At 62.6% G+C, this 15,568-nt stretch carries 14 protein-coding genes; 2 read left to right on the forward strand and 12 right to left on the reverse strand.

The genetic code is table 11. The annotated features are described in order from the left end of the window. Nucleotides 1-173 precede the first annotated feature (173 nt). Nucleotides 174-1,115 carry an alpha/beta hydrolase gene (locus tag M8Q45_RS07015; RefSeq protein ID WP_283939016.1) on the reverse strand — a complete coding sequence of 314 codons (942 nt, stop codon included), beginning with the start codon at nucleotides 1,113-1,115 and terminating at the stop codon, nucleotides 174-176. Nucleotides 1,116-1,299: 184 nt separating this feature from the next. Between M8Q45_RS07015 and M8Q45_RS07020 the strand changes: the two genes are divergently transcribed. Next, nucleotides 1,300-1,527, forward strand: a complete 228-nt coding sequence (locus tag M8Q45_RS07020; protein ID WP_249874083.1) for a hypothetical protein — start codon at nucleotides 1,300-1,302, stop codon at nucleotides 1,525-1,527. Nucleotides 1,528-1,624: 97 nt separating this feature from the next. Continuing rightward, complete coding sequence (locus M8Q45_RS07025; protein WP_249874084.1) at nucleotides 1,625-2,167, forward strand: hypothetical protein; 543 nt, start codon at nucleotides 1,625-1,627, stop codon at nucleotides 2,165-2,167. 57 nt (nucleotides 2,168-2,224) lie between these two features. Here the strand turns inward: M8Q45_RS07025 and M8Q45_RS07030 are convergent, their stop codons facing one another. The 11 genes from M8Q45_RS07030 to M8Q45_RS07080 all read right to left on the reverse strand — a co-directional run bounded on the left by M8Q45_RS07030 (nucleotide 2,225) and on the right by M8Q45_RS07080 (nucleotide 15,563). Continuing rightward, nucleotides 2,225-3,019 carry a ChbG/HpnK family deacetylase gene (locus M8Q45_RS07030; RefSeq protein WP_249874085.1) on the reverse strand — a complete coding sequence of 265 codons (795 nt, stop codon included), beginning with the start codon at nucleotides 3,017-3,019 and terminating at the stop codon, nucleotides 2,225-2,227. Beyond that, nucleotides 2,991-4,166, reverse strand: a complete 1,176-nt coding sequence (locus M8Q45_RS07035; RefSeq protein ID WP_249874086.1) for a GNAT family N-acetyltransferase — start codon at nucleotides 4,164-4,166, stop codon at nucleotides 2,991-2,993. Before M8Q45_RS07035 ends, M8Q45_RS07030 begins: the two co-directional genes overlap by 29 nt. A gap of 5 nt (nucleotides 4,167-4,171) precedes the next feature. Beyond that, entirely contained in the window at nucleotides 4,172-4,861 is a 690-nt protein-coding gene (locus tag M8Q45_RS07040) for a GNAT family N-acetyltransferase (protein ID WP_249874087.1), read from the reverse strand. Next, nucleotides 4,858-6,834, reverse strand: a complete 1,977-nt coding sequence (locus M8Q45_RS07045; protein WP_502940230.1) for a hypothetical protein — start codon at nucleotides 6,832-6,834, stop codon at nucleotides 4,858-4,860. Before M8Q45_RS07045 ends, M8Q45_RS07040 begins: the two co-directional genes overlap by 4 nt. Nucleotides 6,835-7,082: 248 nt before the next feature. After that, nucleotides 7,083-8,387 (reverse strand): oligosaccharide flippase family protein, encoded by a 1,305-nt coding sequence (locus M8Q45_RS07050; protein WP_249874089.1) that lies wholly within the window; start codon nucleotides 8,385-8,387, stop codon nucleotides 7,083-7,085. After that, the gene (locus tag M8Q45_RS07055) at nucleotides 8,384-9,400 is read right to left on the reverse strand and encodes a polysaccharide deacetylase family protein (RefSeq protein ID WP_249874090.1); all 1,017 of its coding nucleotides are present in this window, start codon (nucleotides 9,398-9,400) and stop codon (nucleotides 8,384-8,386) included. The genes M8Q45_RS07050 and M8Q45_RS07055 overlap by 4 nt, the downstream gene beginning before the upstream one ends. 9 nt (nucleotides 9,401-9,409) lie before the next feature. Further along, nucleotides 9,410-10,546, reverse strand: a complete 1,137-nt coding sequence (locus tag M8Q45_RS07060; protein ID WP_249874091.1) for a glycosyltransferase family 2 protein — start codon at nucleotides 10,544-10,546, stop codon at nucleotides 9,410-9,412. Next, nucleotides 10,539-11,507: a glycosyltransferase gene (locus M8Q45_RS07065; protein ID WP_249874092.1), complete on the reverse strand. Its 969-nt coding sequence runs from the start codon at nucleotides 11,505-11,507 to the stop codon at nucleotides 10,539-10,541. Before M8Q45_RS07065 ends, M8Q45_RS07060 begins: the two co-directional genes overlap by 8 nt. Next, nucleotides 11,504-12,874 carry an O-antigen ligase family protein gene (locus tag M8Q45_RS07070; protein WP_249874093.1) on the reverse strand — a complete coding sequence of 457 codons (1,371 nt, stop codon included), beginning with the start codon at nucleotides 12,872-12,874 and terminating at the stop codon, nucleotides 11,504-11,506. The genes M8Q45_RS07065 and M8Q45_RS07070 overlap by 4 nt, the downstream gene beginning before the upstream one ends. Beyond that, the gene (locus M8Q45_RS07075) at nucleotides 12,871-13,974 is read right to left on the reverse strand and encodes a glycosyltransferase family 4 protein (protein ID WP_249874094.1); all 1,104 of its coding nucleotides are present in this window, start codon (nucleotides 13,972-13,974) and stop codon (nucleotides 12,871-12,873) included. Before M8Q45_RS07075 ends, M8Q45_RS07070 begins: the two co-directional genes overlap by 4 nt. Next, nucleotides 13,971-15,563 carry a GumC family protein gene (locus M8Q45_RS07080; protein WP_249874095.1) on the reverse strand — a complete coding sequence of 531 codons (1,593 nt, stop codon included), beginning with the start codon at nucleotides 15,561-15,563 and terminating at the stop codon, nucleotides 13,971-13,973. Before M8Q45_RS07080 ends, M8Q45_RS07075 begins: the two co-directional genes overlap by 4 nt. Between the last annotated feature and the right edge of the window lie 5 nt (nucleotides 15,564-15,568).

Here is a 15,568-nt window from a genome sequence, read left to right on the forward strand (position 1 = left end):
GTACCGGCCATAAAAAACGGCACCGAAAGGTGCCGTTTTTTATTACCCAGGATATGAAGTAACCCAATCCCCTGTGGGAGCGAGCTTGCTCGCGATAGCGGTGGTTCAGTTTGCATCCATGTGAATGTGCCGCCGCCATCGCGAGCAAGCTCGCTCCCACAGGTGGTTGTGGATCAACCCGCTTTGTCCGGCCTGGCCTGGGCGTTTCCAGCCACCGACGAGGGGGTACTTTTCATCAACGCGTCCAGCGCCTGCCGATACGTCCGGCCTGCCAGGCTCATGCTGTTGTTATGCGTGGCTCCGGGCACCAGCAGCAAACGCTTGGGTTCCCGGGCGGCGTTGAACAACTGTCCGCTGAAGCGGGGGGGCACGTAGCGGTCGGCCGCACCATGGACAATCAACAGCGGCATGTTGATCTCGCCGATCTTGTCGATGGAGTCGAACTTCTGCGAGAGCAACCAGCGCACCGGCAAGGACGTGTCGGCCATGGCGGTGGCGACATCGCCCAGGGATGTAAATGTGGATTCGATCACCAGGCCTCGGGCCGGCACCGGGGTGCCGTTGCTTGCCGCCTCCTGACCCAGTTCCGCCGCCAGGTCCACCGCGACGGCGCCACCCAGCGAATGACCGTAGATCAGCCGCAGGGCCGGATCCGGTTGCAACACTTCGAGACGCTTCCAGGCGACTCGCGCATCTTCGTAGACGCTGGCTTCCGACGGCAGGTCCCCCTGACTCTTGCCGAAGCCACGGTAATCGATTGCCAGCACCGAATAGCCCAGCGCCCTTAATTGCTGGATGCGAAACAATTGCCCGGTCAGGTTCCAGCGCACACCGTGCAAGTACAGGATGGCCGGTGCGTTCTTGCGTTCAGCCGGCCACCACCAGCCATGGATATTTTCCCCGGCCTTGAAATTCTTGGGCTTGAGATCGAATTCCTGTAGACCGCTGGGAAGGCCGCTGAACCAGCTCGCCGTTCCCGGCTCGATGCGAAACACCAGCTCGCGCTCCTTGTGCTGCAACGCCGCGCAGCCCACCGGCAAGCCGACGACCATCGCGGTCATCAACGACCAGGCCAGCCAGCGCTGTTTGAAGCGAGAAAATAAAAATGCGGACATCGATGCGATTCGCTAATCGAGACAGAAGCTGCCTTTTAGCAGATTCCCTGGACCGCGCGCAGGGATTTCGGACAGTTTGCCCGTGGCCGGGTCCTGCCTTCCGAGGGGGGCATGCAACCCGATCGAACTCTCGCCGTCTGGCCCCACTCGAAAATTCAACAGCCATCACATCGAGGACGACGTCATGACGATCGAACAGGCCAAAGGGCAGACGCCAGCGGGCAACAGCGCACCGGCGAAAGACGCTTCCGGTGAGCCGGTGGATGTGGTCGAGCGCGATGTGCGCCACCCGGACCCGGCGACTGACAAAGTGGACAAGACGATCACGCCCAAATCGATCAAGAGCCATGAGCAAGACGCTGAAAAGTTGCGCGATGAGGTCGGGCAGGTGGAGAAAAAACTGGACCGCTGAAACAGCGACTGTCATTCGTCAGAAGCGCGCTTTTCGGCGCTGGAAATTACCCTGTTCGTGTGCCTTACTGCCTGTTCCTGAGGGGGAGGGCAACGGGATGCGACGTAGAAGCGCACAGTATTGGCTTTGGGTGAACAGCCGGTTGCCAGGTCGCAACCACGAAGAAGTTCTTGGGGACGGCACGCAGGTCGAGGTCCAGGCACGGATCAACCAGCAGAGCATCACACAGGTTTTCGTTTGTGTTTACCGGCCGGACGGCTCCGTCTGGGTCGAGGAATTCCATGACCGCGCCTTGCGTGAACCGCTTCCCCAGGCGCTGGAATGGGGCCTGGGTCGGGCGCGGGAAATCGTCGCCGGTACGGCAGGCTTCAAGGCACCTCACCGGATCCAGATGACCCTTGGGCCGCTGATCCAGGACGAATGCACCCTCGCGCTCAGGCGCATGGACATGAGCGATGAAGAACGACACAGGCTCAAGGCCCGGGATGCCTGGGTTGAATACCTGAATGCCAAGGCAGCGATGCTTAGGTTGATGCGTTCGGCCCGGGTCGATGCCAACGTGTGGGAGGCGCAAAAACGTCGGCTGCGCGAAGCCATCGATCGCTGTGCCTCGCTGGCGCGGGTGAGCCTGGGTCACTGACACACGACACCGCCCTGTGGCGAGGGAGCAAGCTCCCTCGCCACAGGCGTGCACTCGTCAGTGCACATCCCCGAATTCCACCAGCACGAACCTGCGCCCATTCTCGCCATACCCCACCTTCGGCACCCCCGCCAGGCGCTGGTGCAGCACCTGGGTCAGTGAGTCGCCCGGTAGCAAACTGGCGTCACCGAAGTCGCCATCCAGTTCCAGTGGATGAACGATTACTTCCAGCGAACCGTGGCCCGGCGGCGCGGCGTGGTCAAGGTCCGCTGGTGTGCAGACGTAGTCGGCGGTCGCGCCGCACAGCCGGCGCAGGCGATGGTTGAACAACGTCTTGAAGATGCGCTTGGGCACGCTCAGGTTGGCCCCCAGGTTGCGAGCCAGCCGCACCGGTACGCCGTGTCGCGCGGCGAAGCGTGCCACCAGCTCTCCGACGGGCCAGATGTTATGCACGTGCTGATGCGAGTCCAGGTGGCTGGGGCGCAGGCCACGGTCCAGGCAATGTTGCCACTGGGCCTGGAGCTCTTCTTCCACCGCCGCCAGATCTCGCGACCCAAGGCGCAGGCAGTATCGCGAGAGGTTGAGGTCGAACTCGCCCGCAGCATTGCAAAACCTTTTCCGTGACCTGATCGCCTGGCTCAGCGGCGGCCCGTAGCTGAGGTTGAAATGCAGGCCGACGCGCCCTTCAAGCAACGGGTGCCGGGACAATTCGCACGCCTGGTCGAACCCCCGCATGTTGGCCATCGCCGTGGCGGAGCTGATCACCCCCGCCTCGAAGGCTCGCAGGATCAGGTCGTTTTCACGATGGCTGAGCCCGAAGTCGTCAGCGTTGACGATCACTTGGCGGGGCATTCGTGTTCTCCTGGTGCTTGGTGGAAGACGATGCCGTCTTCGCGGCTGGTTTGGCCTTGCGCTTGCCGAGCCAGGGTTTCAGGCTCTTCCATAGCCGCAAGGCAAACCCCAGGAGCAAGCCATCGGGTTGCCAGGAGTAAAAGCTCCAACGCCACTGTTCCAGTTGTCCGGTCATGCGCTCGTGCAGTTGGTGGTTGGAATTCTCCAGGCTGACCCGCGACGCATCGATCCACCGCCAGTTTTCGTCCAGCCCCCAGCGAATCCACTCTTCGAGCAATACCCGGCCGCTGCCCAGGTCGGCGTGTTGCGGCAGGAACGCCAGGTTGTAGTCATACAGCCGGCCCTGATCCAGCAGGCCGAGGCGATAGCTGATGCACTCGCCGTGCAGCTCCAGCATCACCACTCGCACCAGGCCTTGGGCGGCGAGGGCGGTGAAGGCGAGGTTCATCCATTGCCGGCGAACGGGGGTGGCGAAGATGCCGACACCTTCCTCGCCTTTCCAACTGGCATCCTCGACATCGGCCAGGGCGCGCAACAGTTGCCCCATGCTGATGGCGTCTGGTGTTATCCGACGGATCTCGGCACCACAAGCCGCGATTCGCTTGCGCGCTCGACGCAGCTTGTAGCGTGGATCGCCAGAAATCTCCTGATGGTCGCTTTCAGTGATCAGGTGCACCGGAACCCGGCAACTGAGGCGCCGTTCTCCGGTGGAGCTCAGCGCCATCCAGGCGCTGAGGACGCTTTGCTCGCCGACCGGCTCGATCACTTCATTGATTTGCAGCAACGCGTGGGGCAAATGCTGACGGATCTGCATCAGCGCCTGGCCCATGCCTTCGGCGTCCATGCGCGCCAGCAGGGCGATGCGGTCGGTCATTGGAAAACCCAAATGACGCAACACCCGGAACCGCAGCCCGCCGATACGTTCCAGTCCTGATATCAGGGGCAGGCAGAAGCACAAGGTCTGGTCCTGCCAGCCCAGCAGGATATGCAGTTGCTGCTCCGGCACCAGGGCGAATTCCGCCGCCTGCAGCCAGGCCAGGGTGTTGAACGGTGTGGCGTCGGCCACCTGCGTTCGCAGCTGTTCATAAGCTGTTGCAGGGAAATCCTCTGCGCCCAGGGAGCGACACCATTGGAACCGGATCGCCATGGAAGTCAGGCCGCGGCTGTCGAGGTAACCGGCTGGGCCGGTTTACGAAAGCCGTCCAGCACGGAACCGCGGTAAAGCGTGTCGCGAAAGAACCTCCAATGTCCGAACAGGCGATACACGTGGGTGATCTTGCCGCGCTCCTGGAAGCCCATGCGGATATGCATCTTGATCGCCTGGACGTTTTGCAAATCGCAGACATCGACCATGGTGTGGCAACCCTGGTCCGCCATGACTTTCCATACCTCCAATTGCATGTCCGCCGAGATACTGGTTCCCCAGTATCGACGAATCGCCTCGCCACCGAACTGGAAGTACTCGCCCGGCTTGATCGGAAAGTTGCAGCGATAGAAATGACGGTCGAAATAATCCCGTGTGCTGGCCCAGGCGAAACCCACGCTATCGCCCTGATCATCCAGGTACATCAAGCCTGTATAGCCTTCGGCCGCCAACTCGCGCATGGTTTCGACGCGATCGCCGAAGTGCCGGGCAAATGCGTCGGCGTTGGCGATTGTGATGAATTCCAGGCGCATCGGTGGGTAGGGCTTGAGGTTGTGTGGGGGGAGCGGGGTTCGTATATCGTGCTCCAGCCACACCAATCGGGTGTGGGAAAATACGTAGCGCCTGCATAGCTGCTTTAGGACGGCGCGCAGACCTTTTTTCTGGATGTGATCACGCAATGTTTGCAGAGCGTTCATGGTGCCTCCTGACGGGTGGCGGGTTGGGGTGAAAGCGGAGCTGTCCAACCGAGGGCGAACACGGTTTCCCCTGGCAGGAGAAAGCCGACCTGGCCGGCCTTGCAATCAAACGGAGCGCTGTGGCTGCGGTTGTCCGGGCCGAAATACAGCAGGCTCATGCCTGGCTTGGGGCAGGCCGTGCCGTCGAGGCTGACCTGATGGGCTCGCGTGCTTTTGTTCACGCCCAGCAGGTTGCGTTGCTTGCCGGTGGCCATGGCCAGTACGTCGACTTCAAACGCGTCGTTGTCCAGGCGCAGCACCTGGTCGAGCCAGTGCTGTTGAATGAACTGCTGGGCCAGGCCCACGGGCTTGAGCTCGAAGTGCTGATCGTCCAGCACCCGCACCATGCCTTTGGGGTACTCCGGTTCGTCGGCGGCCATGAACCAGTTGAGCATGTCCAGCCAGCCGTCTGCCGAGGCGTTAATGACCACCGACGCCCACCAGAGGGCGGCGTAGTGGGTTTCCTGGTCGTAAGGGCTCAGGCTCGAACCGGCGGACATGTTGGTCTGGTCCAGCAGCAAGGCCTTGCGCGGCCGACCCTGGCCGTCCAGTCCCACCAGGTGGGCGGCCTGACGGACACTGTCGCGGTAGACCCGGGTCGCCAGCAGGTCGCGGATCATCCATTCATGCCAGGCCAGGGCGTCGATCTGGTCGTCGGACGTCGCCAGCAGTCGCCGTGCCCAATCGATCCCGCGTTTGTCAGCAGCATTTTCGATGAAGGGGCCGTTGGTGAACTGGGAGCTGGCCGGCATGGCGATGCGGACACCGGCACGTGCGTTGGCGGGATCGGCGCGGACCTCGGCCGCCATGCTCTGGAACAGTTGCTGGAAACTGGCGAAGTCTGGGTAGTTGAGGTTCGGCTCATCGGCAAAACTGAGGTAATGGAGGCCTTTGCCGCCCAAGGCACGGGTCGACGTGAGCCAGGCTTGCAAGCCGCTGTGACTGGTCCGGTCGGTCTTTAGCTCTACTTGGCGCTGGCTGGTTGCCAAGAGGGTGATGTTTTGGCTGACGGCGAAGCGCTCCTGGTATAAACGCCGGAAGGCATCTTCATAGGTGCCCCTGGCCGCCGTGATATCGACGAAGCTGTAAAGGCTTGCCGCCTGGGGCTTGAGCGCATCGAGCACGGCGTAGGTGGACGGCGGCAATAACTCGTAGGGCAGGGCTATGCCCAGCTTGGGGGTCGTGCCGAGCGCCTCGTCGTACAGTTTCAGGTGGGTCTGGCCTGGATCCTCACGCAGTGGCAGCAGGTGTGCCGGGTCTTGGGCGAACAGGTTGGCGGTGCCGTCCAGCCAGAACGCGGCCTTGCCGTTGCCCTGCAGATGCAAGCGCCAGATTTGCTCGACGTCAGCCATCGGCAGGGCGACCTGATCGAACTGCCAATAGGCCCGGTAGGGCTTGAGGTTCAGTTGCAGCTGCTTGCCGTCGCCGACGCGCCGGGCTTGCAGCGCACGTACGCCGCCGTGGAACTTGCCTGCCAGCACCGCCTGTTCGCCAGGCGCCACTTTGAAATACAGCTCGTCGCCGTCGTGGGTTTCGGCGTTGAAATGCACCTTTGCCGGGGCAAACAGGGCCCGGGTGCGCGCGTCGTGCTCGACGGTGTAGCGACGGAAGCTGTAGCCGGGGATTTCCAGGCGATAACTGGTTGCACCTGGCGGCAGCGGCCATTGCTGTTCGCCACGGGGCTGATCCGCCTTGACCAGGCGCTCACCCGCCAATCGTCCCTGGCCGTCGAGCAGATACAGGTGTTCGGTATTGGCCTCGGCCTGCCAGGCGGGCACCCAGCGCACGGTGACAGCGTCCGGGCGGTCGGTTTGCAGGTACAGGCTGCCGTCACGGATACCGGTCCATTGCATGGACGCGCCTTGCGCCGAGGTTACCAAAAGCAGGAAACACAGACAGCCGCCCATTTTGAGCAAGCGCCGCACTGGCCCCATCGCGAGCAAGCTCGCTCCCACAGTGGACCTGCGGTGAATGCGGATGCCATGTCCAACACCGGCCCCTTGTGGGAGCGAGCCTGCTCGCGAAGGGGCCGTCACCTTCAACATCACCGCAAACTGACCCACCGCTTTCGCGAGCAAGCTCGCTCCCACAGTAGATCTTCGGTGGATGCAGATGCCATGTCCGCCACCGGTCCCTGTGGGAGCGAGCTCGCTCGCGATGGCGGTTTGGCGGGCGGCGGTGTTCATGCAGATTTCCCCAACAGCATCTGACGCATCGGCAGCAGATCGCTGGGCAGGATAATCAGCGTCTGCCACAGCGCCACGCCGCTGAGGCGGCAATACATGGCGAGCATCGGCAGGGTCACGCCCAGGTAGGCAATTGAAGACGCGGCGGCGGCGCCGACGATGCCGTAGCGCGGAATCAGGATCACGTTCAGCGCCAGGTTCAACAGCGCCCCCCCGCCCATCATCAGCGAAACAGCGCCGGGGCGGTTCTTGCCCAGCAGGTCCAGGCGCAGGATGCTCGCGTAGCACAACCCGAACACCCCTGGCAGCAGCGCCAGCAGGGCCGGGTACGCCGGTTGATAGGCGATGCCGAACAGGGTGACGATCAGCCATTCGCCGACCAGTGCCATGCCCAGGCAGGCGCCCAGCATGGCGGTGGCGGTCAGGCGCAAGGCCAACGGGGTCAGGCGCTTCATATCTGTGTCTTGCTGCAGGAGCCTTTTCATCAGCGGCGTAGTGACCGCTTCCGGGACGATATGCAGCAGTTCCGCGGCGGCGCTGGCCATGGCGTAGTGTCCCAGCGCCGTGCTGCCCAGCAGTGCGCCGATGAACAGGTAGTCCGAGCGCATCATCAATTGCTGGAACAGGATATCCGGGTGACTGCGGACACCGTAATGCAACAGTTCGTTGTGGCCGGTGCGGTCCCAGCGCAGGGTGATCGAATGGTCGCGACGCAACCACATCCAACCTGCCAGCACCACCAGGCTCAGGCCCGCCAGCCAGCTGATCAGCGCCGCTTCCAGCGCCGTGTCTTTCCATATCCAGAACAGCGCCACGAAGAGCAACAGCGGGACCAGGGATTCCAGCAGCCGCAGTGCGTTGAACGTGCCGACGCCGCCGGAGGCGTTGTGCAGCGTCAGCAGGCTGGTCTTGAGTACCGCCAGCGGCACGGCCAGCAACAGCAGCCAGGCCAGTAGCCCCAGTTGTACGGCGATGTCCAGTTCGGCGCCGAACTCACGTACCAGCGTCACCACCAGCAGCGTCAGCAACCCCGCCAGCAGGCAACCGAAGACCAACACATGGCTGAGCAGCAGGCTCATCGAGCGGTGCTGCGCCGCCTGATAACCCACGGCGGAATTCAGCCCGCCACTGGTGATGGCGCTGATCAGGTCCGGCAGGGTGCTGAGCAGCGCCAACAGCCCGCGTTCGCTGGGCCCCAGGATCCGTGCCAGCAACACGTTGCGCAACAGGCGCAGGCCGAGCATCGCCAGGCTTGTGCCCATGCTCATCACCAAGAGCCTGAGGTAACGTGCTCGGTTCATGAACGGGCTCCTCGGCGAATACGCCAGGCCAATAACTCAGGGTGACAGGCGTTGCGCTGGCTGACGCCGAAACGGGGCAAATTCAGAGGGTCGCCGTCATGGCGATACAGCCCGGCCTCCGTGCCCAGCGCGAACGCAAAACCGTGGGCCGCCACCTGCTCGCGCACACGAGCATCATTGTCACCGTTGGGGTAGCAATACACCGGCAAGGGCTGGGCGCAGCCGTTTTCCAAGGCCGTCCAACTGCGGGTCAGTTCTTCATGCAGGGTCTGGTCGTCCAGCCCGGTCAGGATGGCGTGGCTGGCGCCGTGGGGGCCGAAGCGGACCAGGCCGGAATCCTCCAGCATGCGCACCTGGGTCCAGTCCAGCGCCTGGGGCTGGGAGCCTTGTGGGCAGACGTCGGTGAGATCGCCCAATATTTTTGGATCGAGGGTCTTGAGGCTTTGCAGGTAGTGCAGCAGTGCCAGGCTGCGGCGCTCGTCGTCGATGTCATCGAGCAGCACCGGCAACGGTCGACCGACATGCTGCAAATGCTCGATCAGCGAGCGCCGCGCCACCTGGCCGTGGCTACCCCACAGCGTTTCGCCGATGCTTTCCCACCAGAAATGCTGCCGGCTGCCAACGAAATCGGTGGACAGGAAAATGCTCGCCGGCACTTGGTACTGGCGCAGCAGGGGAAAGGCGTTCATGGCGTTGTCGCGCCAGCCGTCGTCGAAGGTCAGGGCCACCCGGGGACGATTTGGAACGCTTTCAGGATCGGCCAGCAACAAGGTCATCAACGGCACGCATTCAAAATGCTGTTGCAGCCAGATCAACAAGTGTTCGAACGCTTCGGGCCCCACGCACAACTCGTTGCGATGGGGCAGTTCGGCGGCGCGGTCGTTGTTCAGCACCCGGTGCAACATCAGAATGACGCCGGCGCCGCGTAATGCATGGCGACCCAGGGACGTGTTCAGGTACAGCCAGCCGCCGGTGCGCTTGATTGTGGTCTTGATGCGGGTATTGATCGGCATGTCAGGCACTCATCGAGTCTGATCGGGGGTCCATTGGTTGTAGCTGTGCCCGCGCAAGAACTGCCATACGCCGGCGACCATGCCGGCCAGGGTCACCAGCACGAACGCGGCGAGGCGAAACGGTCTGGGCAAACGATGACGCACGTCCAGCAGGCCGGCCACGGCGAAGGCATAGCCGAGTAGCTGGGCAGACAAGGCCAGGCGATAGAAACCATGCTCATCGAGCAGCCAGAGGTTGGCCACCAGCAGGGGCAGCAACAGCACCGGTGCCAGCCGGCGGATCAGCTTGTGGCTGATCAACGCGATGGCGTAAAGGCCATGGCACAGCGGGTTGAGTAGCTCACGCCGCGCCGCCAGACTGATCAGGCCGCCGACGGTGACGCGCTGGCGGCGGCTGAATTGTCGGCCGGCTTCGTCCACGCCTTGATCGAGCACCTTGGCGTCGTCGACGTAGACGACGCGCTTGCCGGTGACCGGTGCGCAGGTGTTGATAAAAAAGTCGTCGTTGACCAGGGCTGGAATCGGTTGGTACAGCTCGCGGCGCAGCGCCTGCAACGCACCGTCGGCCGAGACCGTGCAACCGGTGCGACTTTCCACCCGGCGCAGCCAGGCTTCATAGTGGCGGTACAGGCTTTCGCCCACGCTCAGGCCTGAGCCCGGTACGGGAATGTTCATATTACCGACAGTGCCGCCGACCCCAGGATCGGCGAACGGCGCCAGCAGCCGCTCAAACGTGCCGTCGAGCCAATGAACGTCAGCATCGGTAAACACCAGGATATCGCCCGTGCAATGACTGACCGCGGCGTTGAGCACGCTGTTCTTGCCTTGGCGCGGCAAGTCGAGCACCTCGATGCGCGGATCGTCGAAGCGGCGCGCCAGGGCCACGGTCTGATCGGTGGAGCCGTCGCTGGCGACAACGATCTGCAGGCTGGCGGCCTGATAGTCCTGGGCCAGCAGATTGCGCAGTTTGTTCTCGATATTGCGTTGTTCGTTGTGCGCCGCAACGATCACACTGACCCGTTGCGCAGGCAGGGGCTCAAGCCTGAGCCTGGGAAAAAATGGCCCGGCGAGCGTCAGCAGCAATGGGTAACCCAGGTAGGCGTAAACCGGCAATAACAGGCACGACCAGAAAATGAATTCAGCCACGGGCAGGCCTCCTTGCTTTCCAGTGACACAAACTGAGGATGAGTGCGGCGCCGGCCAGGTGCAGGCGCACCCAGTGCAGGCCCCAGAGCTGCAGGGTCAGCCACGGGTTACGGTGCTTGTGGCTCTGGTGCAGGCTCAGCACCAACCCCGGCACGGTCGTCAACAGCCCTATCATGAATGCGGGTTGAGGCGCGCCAGTGACCAGCGCGAAGATCGCCAGCAAGTCCAATAGCCAGACGAGCACAGCCAACATCGGGAAGCGCAACAGGCGCAGGCTCAAGCCGTTGGTTCGCAGCAATTGCACCAGGCTGCCCTGGCGCCACAACTCCTTGCCCATCCACTCGCGCCAGTTCATTTCATAGCCCCAGTGCAGGGCGGTGTATTCGTTGACCGACAGTAACCGTGCGCCGTTGGCCGTCTGGCGCAGGGTCAAGTCCTTGTCCTCACCGGTGCGCAGCGTCTCGTTGAACCCTACGACCCTGTCGAACCATTGGCGTCGCATCAGCAGGTTGGCGGTGGGGAGCCAATCCGCGCGCTGCATGGTATGTCGCAAGGGGAGTGAGGTCCGCCGATGCCAGGCCGTGGCGTACCAGGGGGCCTGCGCCGGGGTGTACAGGTCCAGGCCGAATACGTCGGCGACGTCTGCGGTCTCCAGCGCCAGCAAATGCGTCAGCCAGTCCTCGGGCATTTCGATGTCGGCGTCGATGAAGGCCAGCCATTCACCGCTGGCAACCTGCGCTCCGCGATTGCGCAGGGCACCGATCGGCACGCCTGGAACCACCAGCACCTGCGCACCGAACTGCCGGGCAATCTCCGGGCCCTGATCCTGCGAGCCGTTGTCGACCACGATCAACTCGCACGCAAGACCGGCGGCGTTGGCGGCGCGCTGTGCGGCAAGCAGCGTGCGGCCGATGTGCCGAGCCTCGTTGTACATCGGGATGACGATACTGATGCGGCTCATGGACGGGCCTCCTGCGGCGCGACCTGTTCGGCGTCGTAGCGCAACACACTGGTCAACGCGAGCATGATCCACAGTAGCTTGTGGTTCGGCGCGCTGAGGAACATCAGGAACAACGCCAGCGACAGGAAGCTCATGCCCAGGTGCGTCAACAGGTCCGCCTGGGCCCAGTCCCGGCGCTGGAGCCAGAGTCGGCGCGCGTGCATCAGGTTGTAGAGGCCCAGCCCAATCATGCCGACAAACATCAAGCCGCCTGGTATGCCGATTTCGCTGAAGATTTCCAGGTAGGTGTTATGGGCCTGGCGGTACAGGTCCCCCCGTTTGCGATTGGCCGAGAACGCCTTGGCGTAGCCGGTGGGGGCATAGTGCTCTGGAAACGTTCCCGGGCCTGAGCCAAGTATCGGCTTCTCGCGGATCATCTGGCTGCCCACCACAATGTATGAGGTGCGGCGACCCAGGGACCCGTCCTTGTAGTCGTTGGTGCCGGAGCTGAGGATGCTCAAGGACTGGATGCGTGCCACGTAGCTGGCAGGCATCAAGGCGACTGCCGCCGGGATCATGAGTGCCAGGCCGAGCATCGCGAACCCCAGGTGCCGAGGACGCACGCGTGGGAGCTGCGCCCGATAGTGATACAACCCGATCATCAGGGTCAGCAACAGCACGACCAATCCTGAACGCGATTCGGTCTTGGTCATTCCACCCAACAACAGCATGAGACCGCCACCCCAGAACAACCGGTGCAGCAGGTTCCGGCTGCGTAGGGTCAACAACAATGCCAGCGGTACGGTAAACGCAATCAACAGTGCAAAGCCGTTCGGGTCTTCCAGCAAACCCAAGGCGCGGCCCTGTTCCTGGTATTTGGCGGAAAACATCGCGAGCCCGCAGGTCGCGGCGACGCTCACGGTCATCAGCCGGGCGAACATCTCCAGGTTCAGCTCGCGACCGATCAACAAGGTGATTACGAACAGAGTCGGCCCTACGGCGAGGTCACGCAGCTGCGTCAGGGACAGGTCCATGTTTTCCGAAATCAACAGGCTCAGGCCATACAACACCATGAAGCCGAGCAGTGGCTTCCAGATATTGCTACGCAAGCGCGTTGCAGGGATCTGGTGCAAGGCCAACTGCAACATCAGGATCAGGATCAGCGCCACGCCGAGGAACTTGCTGCCGGAAAACGCATTGTCCTTGAACAGGCCTTCGAGCGGCAGCAGCGCGGTAATGCCGAGCAAGCCCCAGCCAGGCTTGCGGTACAGCACAGCAACACCCACCAGCCCAAGCACCGCACCCGGTGCGAGAAACGGATAAGGACTGGCGAGCAATGCCAGGCACACCAGCCCCAGCAGACTGACGATCGAGAGCGGGACGATCATGGCCGAGCCTCCCGTGCCGTGCGGATATAAAGTTGCGACCAGCGTTCGGCCAGCATGCGCAGGTCGTAGCGGTCGCGCTGGGTGCGGCGCGCGTTGTCGGCGAGGATCCGCGCCAGTGGCGGTTCGCTGAACAGCGTTTCGATCTGGCGTGCCAGCTCCTCGCTATCGGCCGGTGTGGCGAGCAGGCCGTTGTGACGGTCTTGCAGGATATCGGGAATGCCACCGACGCCGAACGCCACCACGGGCACGCCGGCCTGCATGGCTTCGAGCAGGATCATCGGCGTGCCTTCGGTGCGTGAACTGATCACCAGCACATCGAGGCGGCTCCACCAGTCGTTCATGTCCGTCTGATAGCCGGGCAATTCGATGCGCAGGGGCAGCCCGGCGTCAACGATGCGCTTGAGCAAGGGCTGGCGTTCCGGCCCGTCGCCGAGCATGACCGCGTGCAGCGACGCATGGCGCTGGCACAACGGGATCATCGCGTCGAGGAACAGGTCCGGGCCTTTCTCGCTGCTCAAGCGGCCGACGTAGCCGACCCGCCAGCGTTGCCTGTCGTTGCGGTGGGGCAGCGGCGTCGTGACGGCTGGCAGACCGTTGGGGATCACGTCGAGTTTTTCCGCGTTGACACTGGCCTGGCGGTGCAGCGCCGCGATGCTTTCGGCCACGCACACCACGCGCTTGACCGGCGCGGTACGGCACAGTTGCAGGCTCAACCACGTATAGAACCGCTGCTTGGGGCTGTGTGGCGTGAAGCCGTGCTGGGTGATCACCAGCGGCAGGCGCAGCATCGTTGCTGCGGCCCAGCCGAACAACAGGCCCTTGAAGTTGTGCGTATTGATCAGCGGTCGCTCGACGCGCCGTTGCCGTAAATGCTGCAACAGCTCAGCCCAGTTGGCGCAATTGCAGCAGTCAACCCCGGCTTGACGGAAGCGCATGATCAAGGTCGGTGGTGCCGACAGGAACACCACTTGGTGCTGTCCTGGTGTCGCCAGGCAATGATCAAGCAACATCCGCTCGGCCCCATAGAAGCCTCCGCTGCCGAGCAGATGAATGATCGACAGGGGGAGGCTGCGGTGGGACGGGCTGAGCGGCGCGTTCAATTTTTCACCCAATGGACAAGGCTGGGCACGCTCCAGTTGCGGTAGGGGTTGACCTGATCGGGAGACTGCTCGTTGATGACCAACAGCACAGGCAAGTCCAATTGATGGCCGATTTGCGCTGGATGCTTGAAGCGATGGTCGAAGAACTCCCGCACATAGACCAAGGCGATCGCCAGCAGCAAGCCGCAGAACAGGCCGAAGGGGATGATCAGCATCGGCTTGGGAAACGCCGCCGCAGTGGGTTCGAATGGCGGGCTCAGCACTCGGGCGTTGGACAAGTCGTTGTCCAGCGAACGGGCGGAGCTGGCTTCGGCGAACCGTTGGGCATAGGTGGAGAACGCCGCGTGGAGCGCATTGATCTCGGTGTCCATCTGCCGCAGCTTGCTCTGGGTTTCCTGAAGTTGGTGGATGCGCTCCTTGAAGGCAGCGATACGTTCGACTTTCTGATTGATCACCGAACTGACCACCGCGAGGTCGGTGGTGCGCTCCTGGATGCGGTTGTTCACCACTTTGAGGAATTGCTGGCGAGTGCGCACGATCTGCTCCCGGGCCAGAAGCATGGGTTCGCTGCTGGGTTGGAAGATCGCCAGGTCGTTCATGTAGCGGCTGACCTGGCTGGTCAATTGCTCACCCATTTGCCTGATTTCCCGATCGTCGAAGGCAACGTTGTCCACGGTAGTGGTGAAGGTGTACGGGAAGGTGTAGTCGTTGAATCGCGAGCTGTTCGCCGCCGCCAGGCTGGTCTTGAGATAATCGAGCCAGCGTTGGCCTTGCAGCAGCCGGTCCTGGTACAGGTTCAGGGCCTGTTCCTCGGTGTTGATCGCATTCAAGCGAAACGTGATTTCTTCCTTGGGATCGGAAGAACCCACGCCTTCAAGCAGCGTCAGGCGGTTGCCCTCCAAGCCGTCAAGGCGGGTCTGGTACTGGACTTTTTTCTGCTCGTAGAACGTCTGGGGCAACTCGATCGATTGCAGGTCCTGGCGGCCGGTGAGGTAGTTTTCCAGCAGTTGCGCCACGAACCGGGTGCCCTGGGCCGGGTCGCCGAAGCTGTAGACGATCGAAATGACGTTGGAGCCGGGGAGGGTTTCGATCTTCAGGTTTTCGATGGCCTCGTCGGTCAGCGTATCGAGCACGGTGTCGCGCACCGGATCCACTTCCAGCCCCAGGCCGTCGCGCAGCGGATTGATGACGTATTCGCGCAAAGGCTGGGTGATGTATGTCTTGAGCGGTTCGCTCACCCACTTGTTGAGGATGCCCGGGCTTGGGGTGTATTCACCCTGGTCGCGCAGGGTCTTGATGGTTTCGCGAATCAACGCCGGCGAGCGCAGGATGTTGCTCTCGGTTTCCATGTCCGCCAGGGATGGCGGAACGAACGTCGCGTTTTCCTGGTTCAGCGAAGTCGTGGCATCGCCTTGGGAGAGCTTTTTCGACTGGACGATCACCTGGGCGGTGATGTCGAAGCTCTGCTTGAGCATCAACGGCAGCACCAGGGCGATCACGGCGAAAATCAGGAAGACGCGCTTCACCCACTGCTTGTTGGCGAAGAAGATCCTGAAGAACTCGTGCAGGTAGTTTTCCTTGGGATTCATGATCA

Source organism: Pseudomonas sp. T1.Ur (assembly GCF_023516725.1).
Classification (GTDB): Bacteria; Pseudomonadota; Gammaproteobacteria; order Pseudomonadales; family Pseudomonadaceae; genus Aquipseudomonas; species Aquipseudomonas alvandae.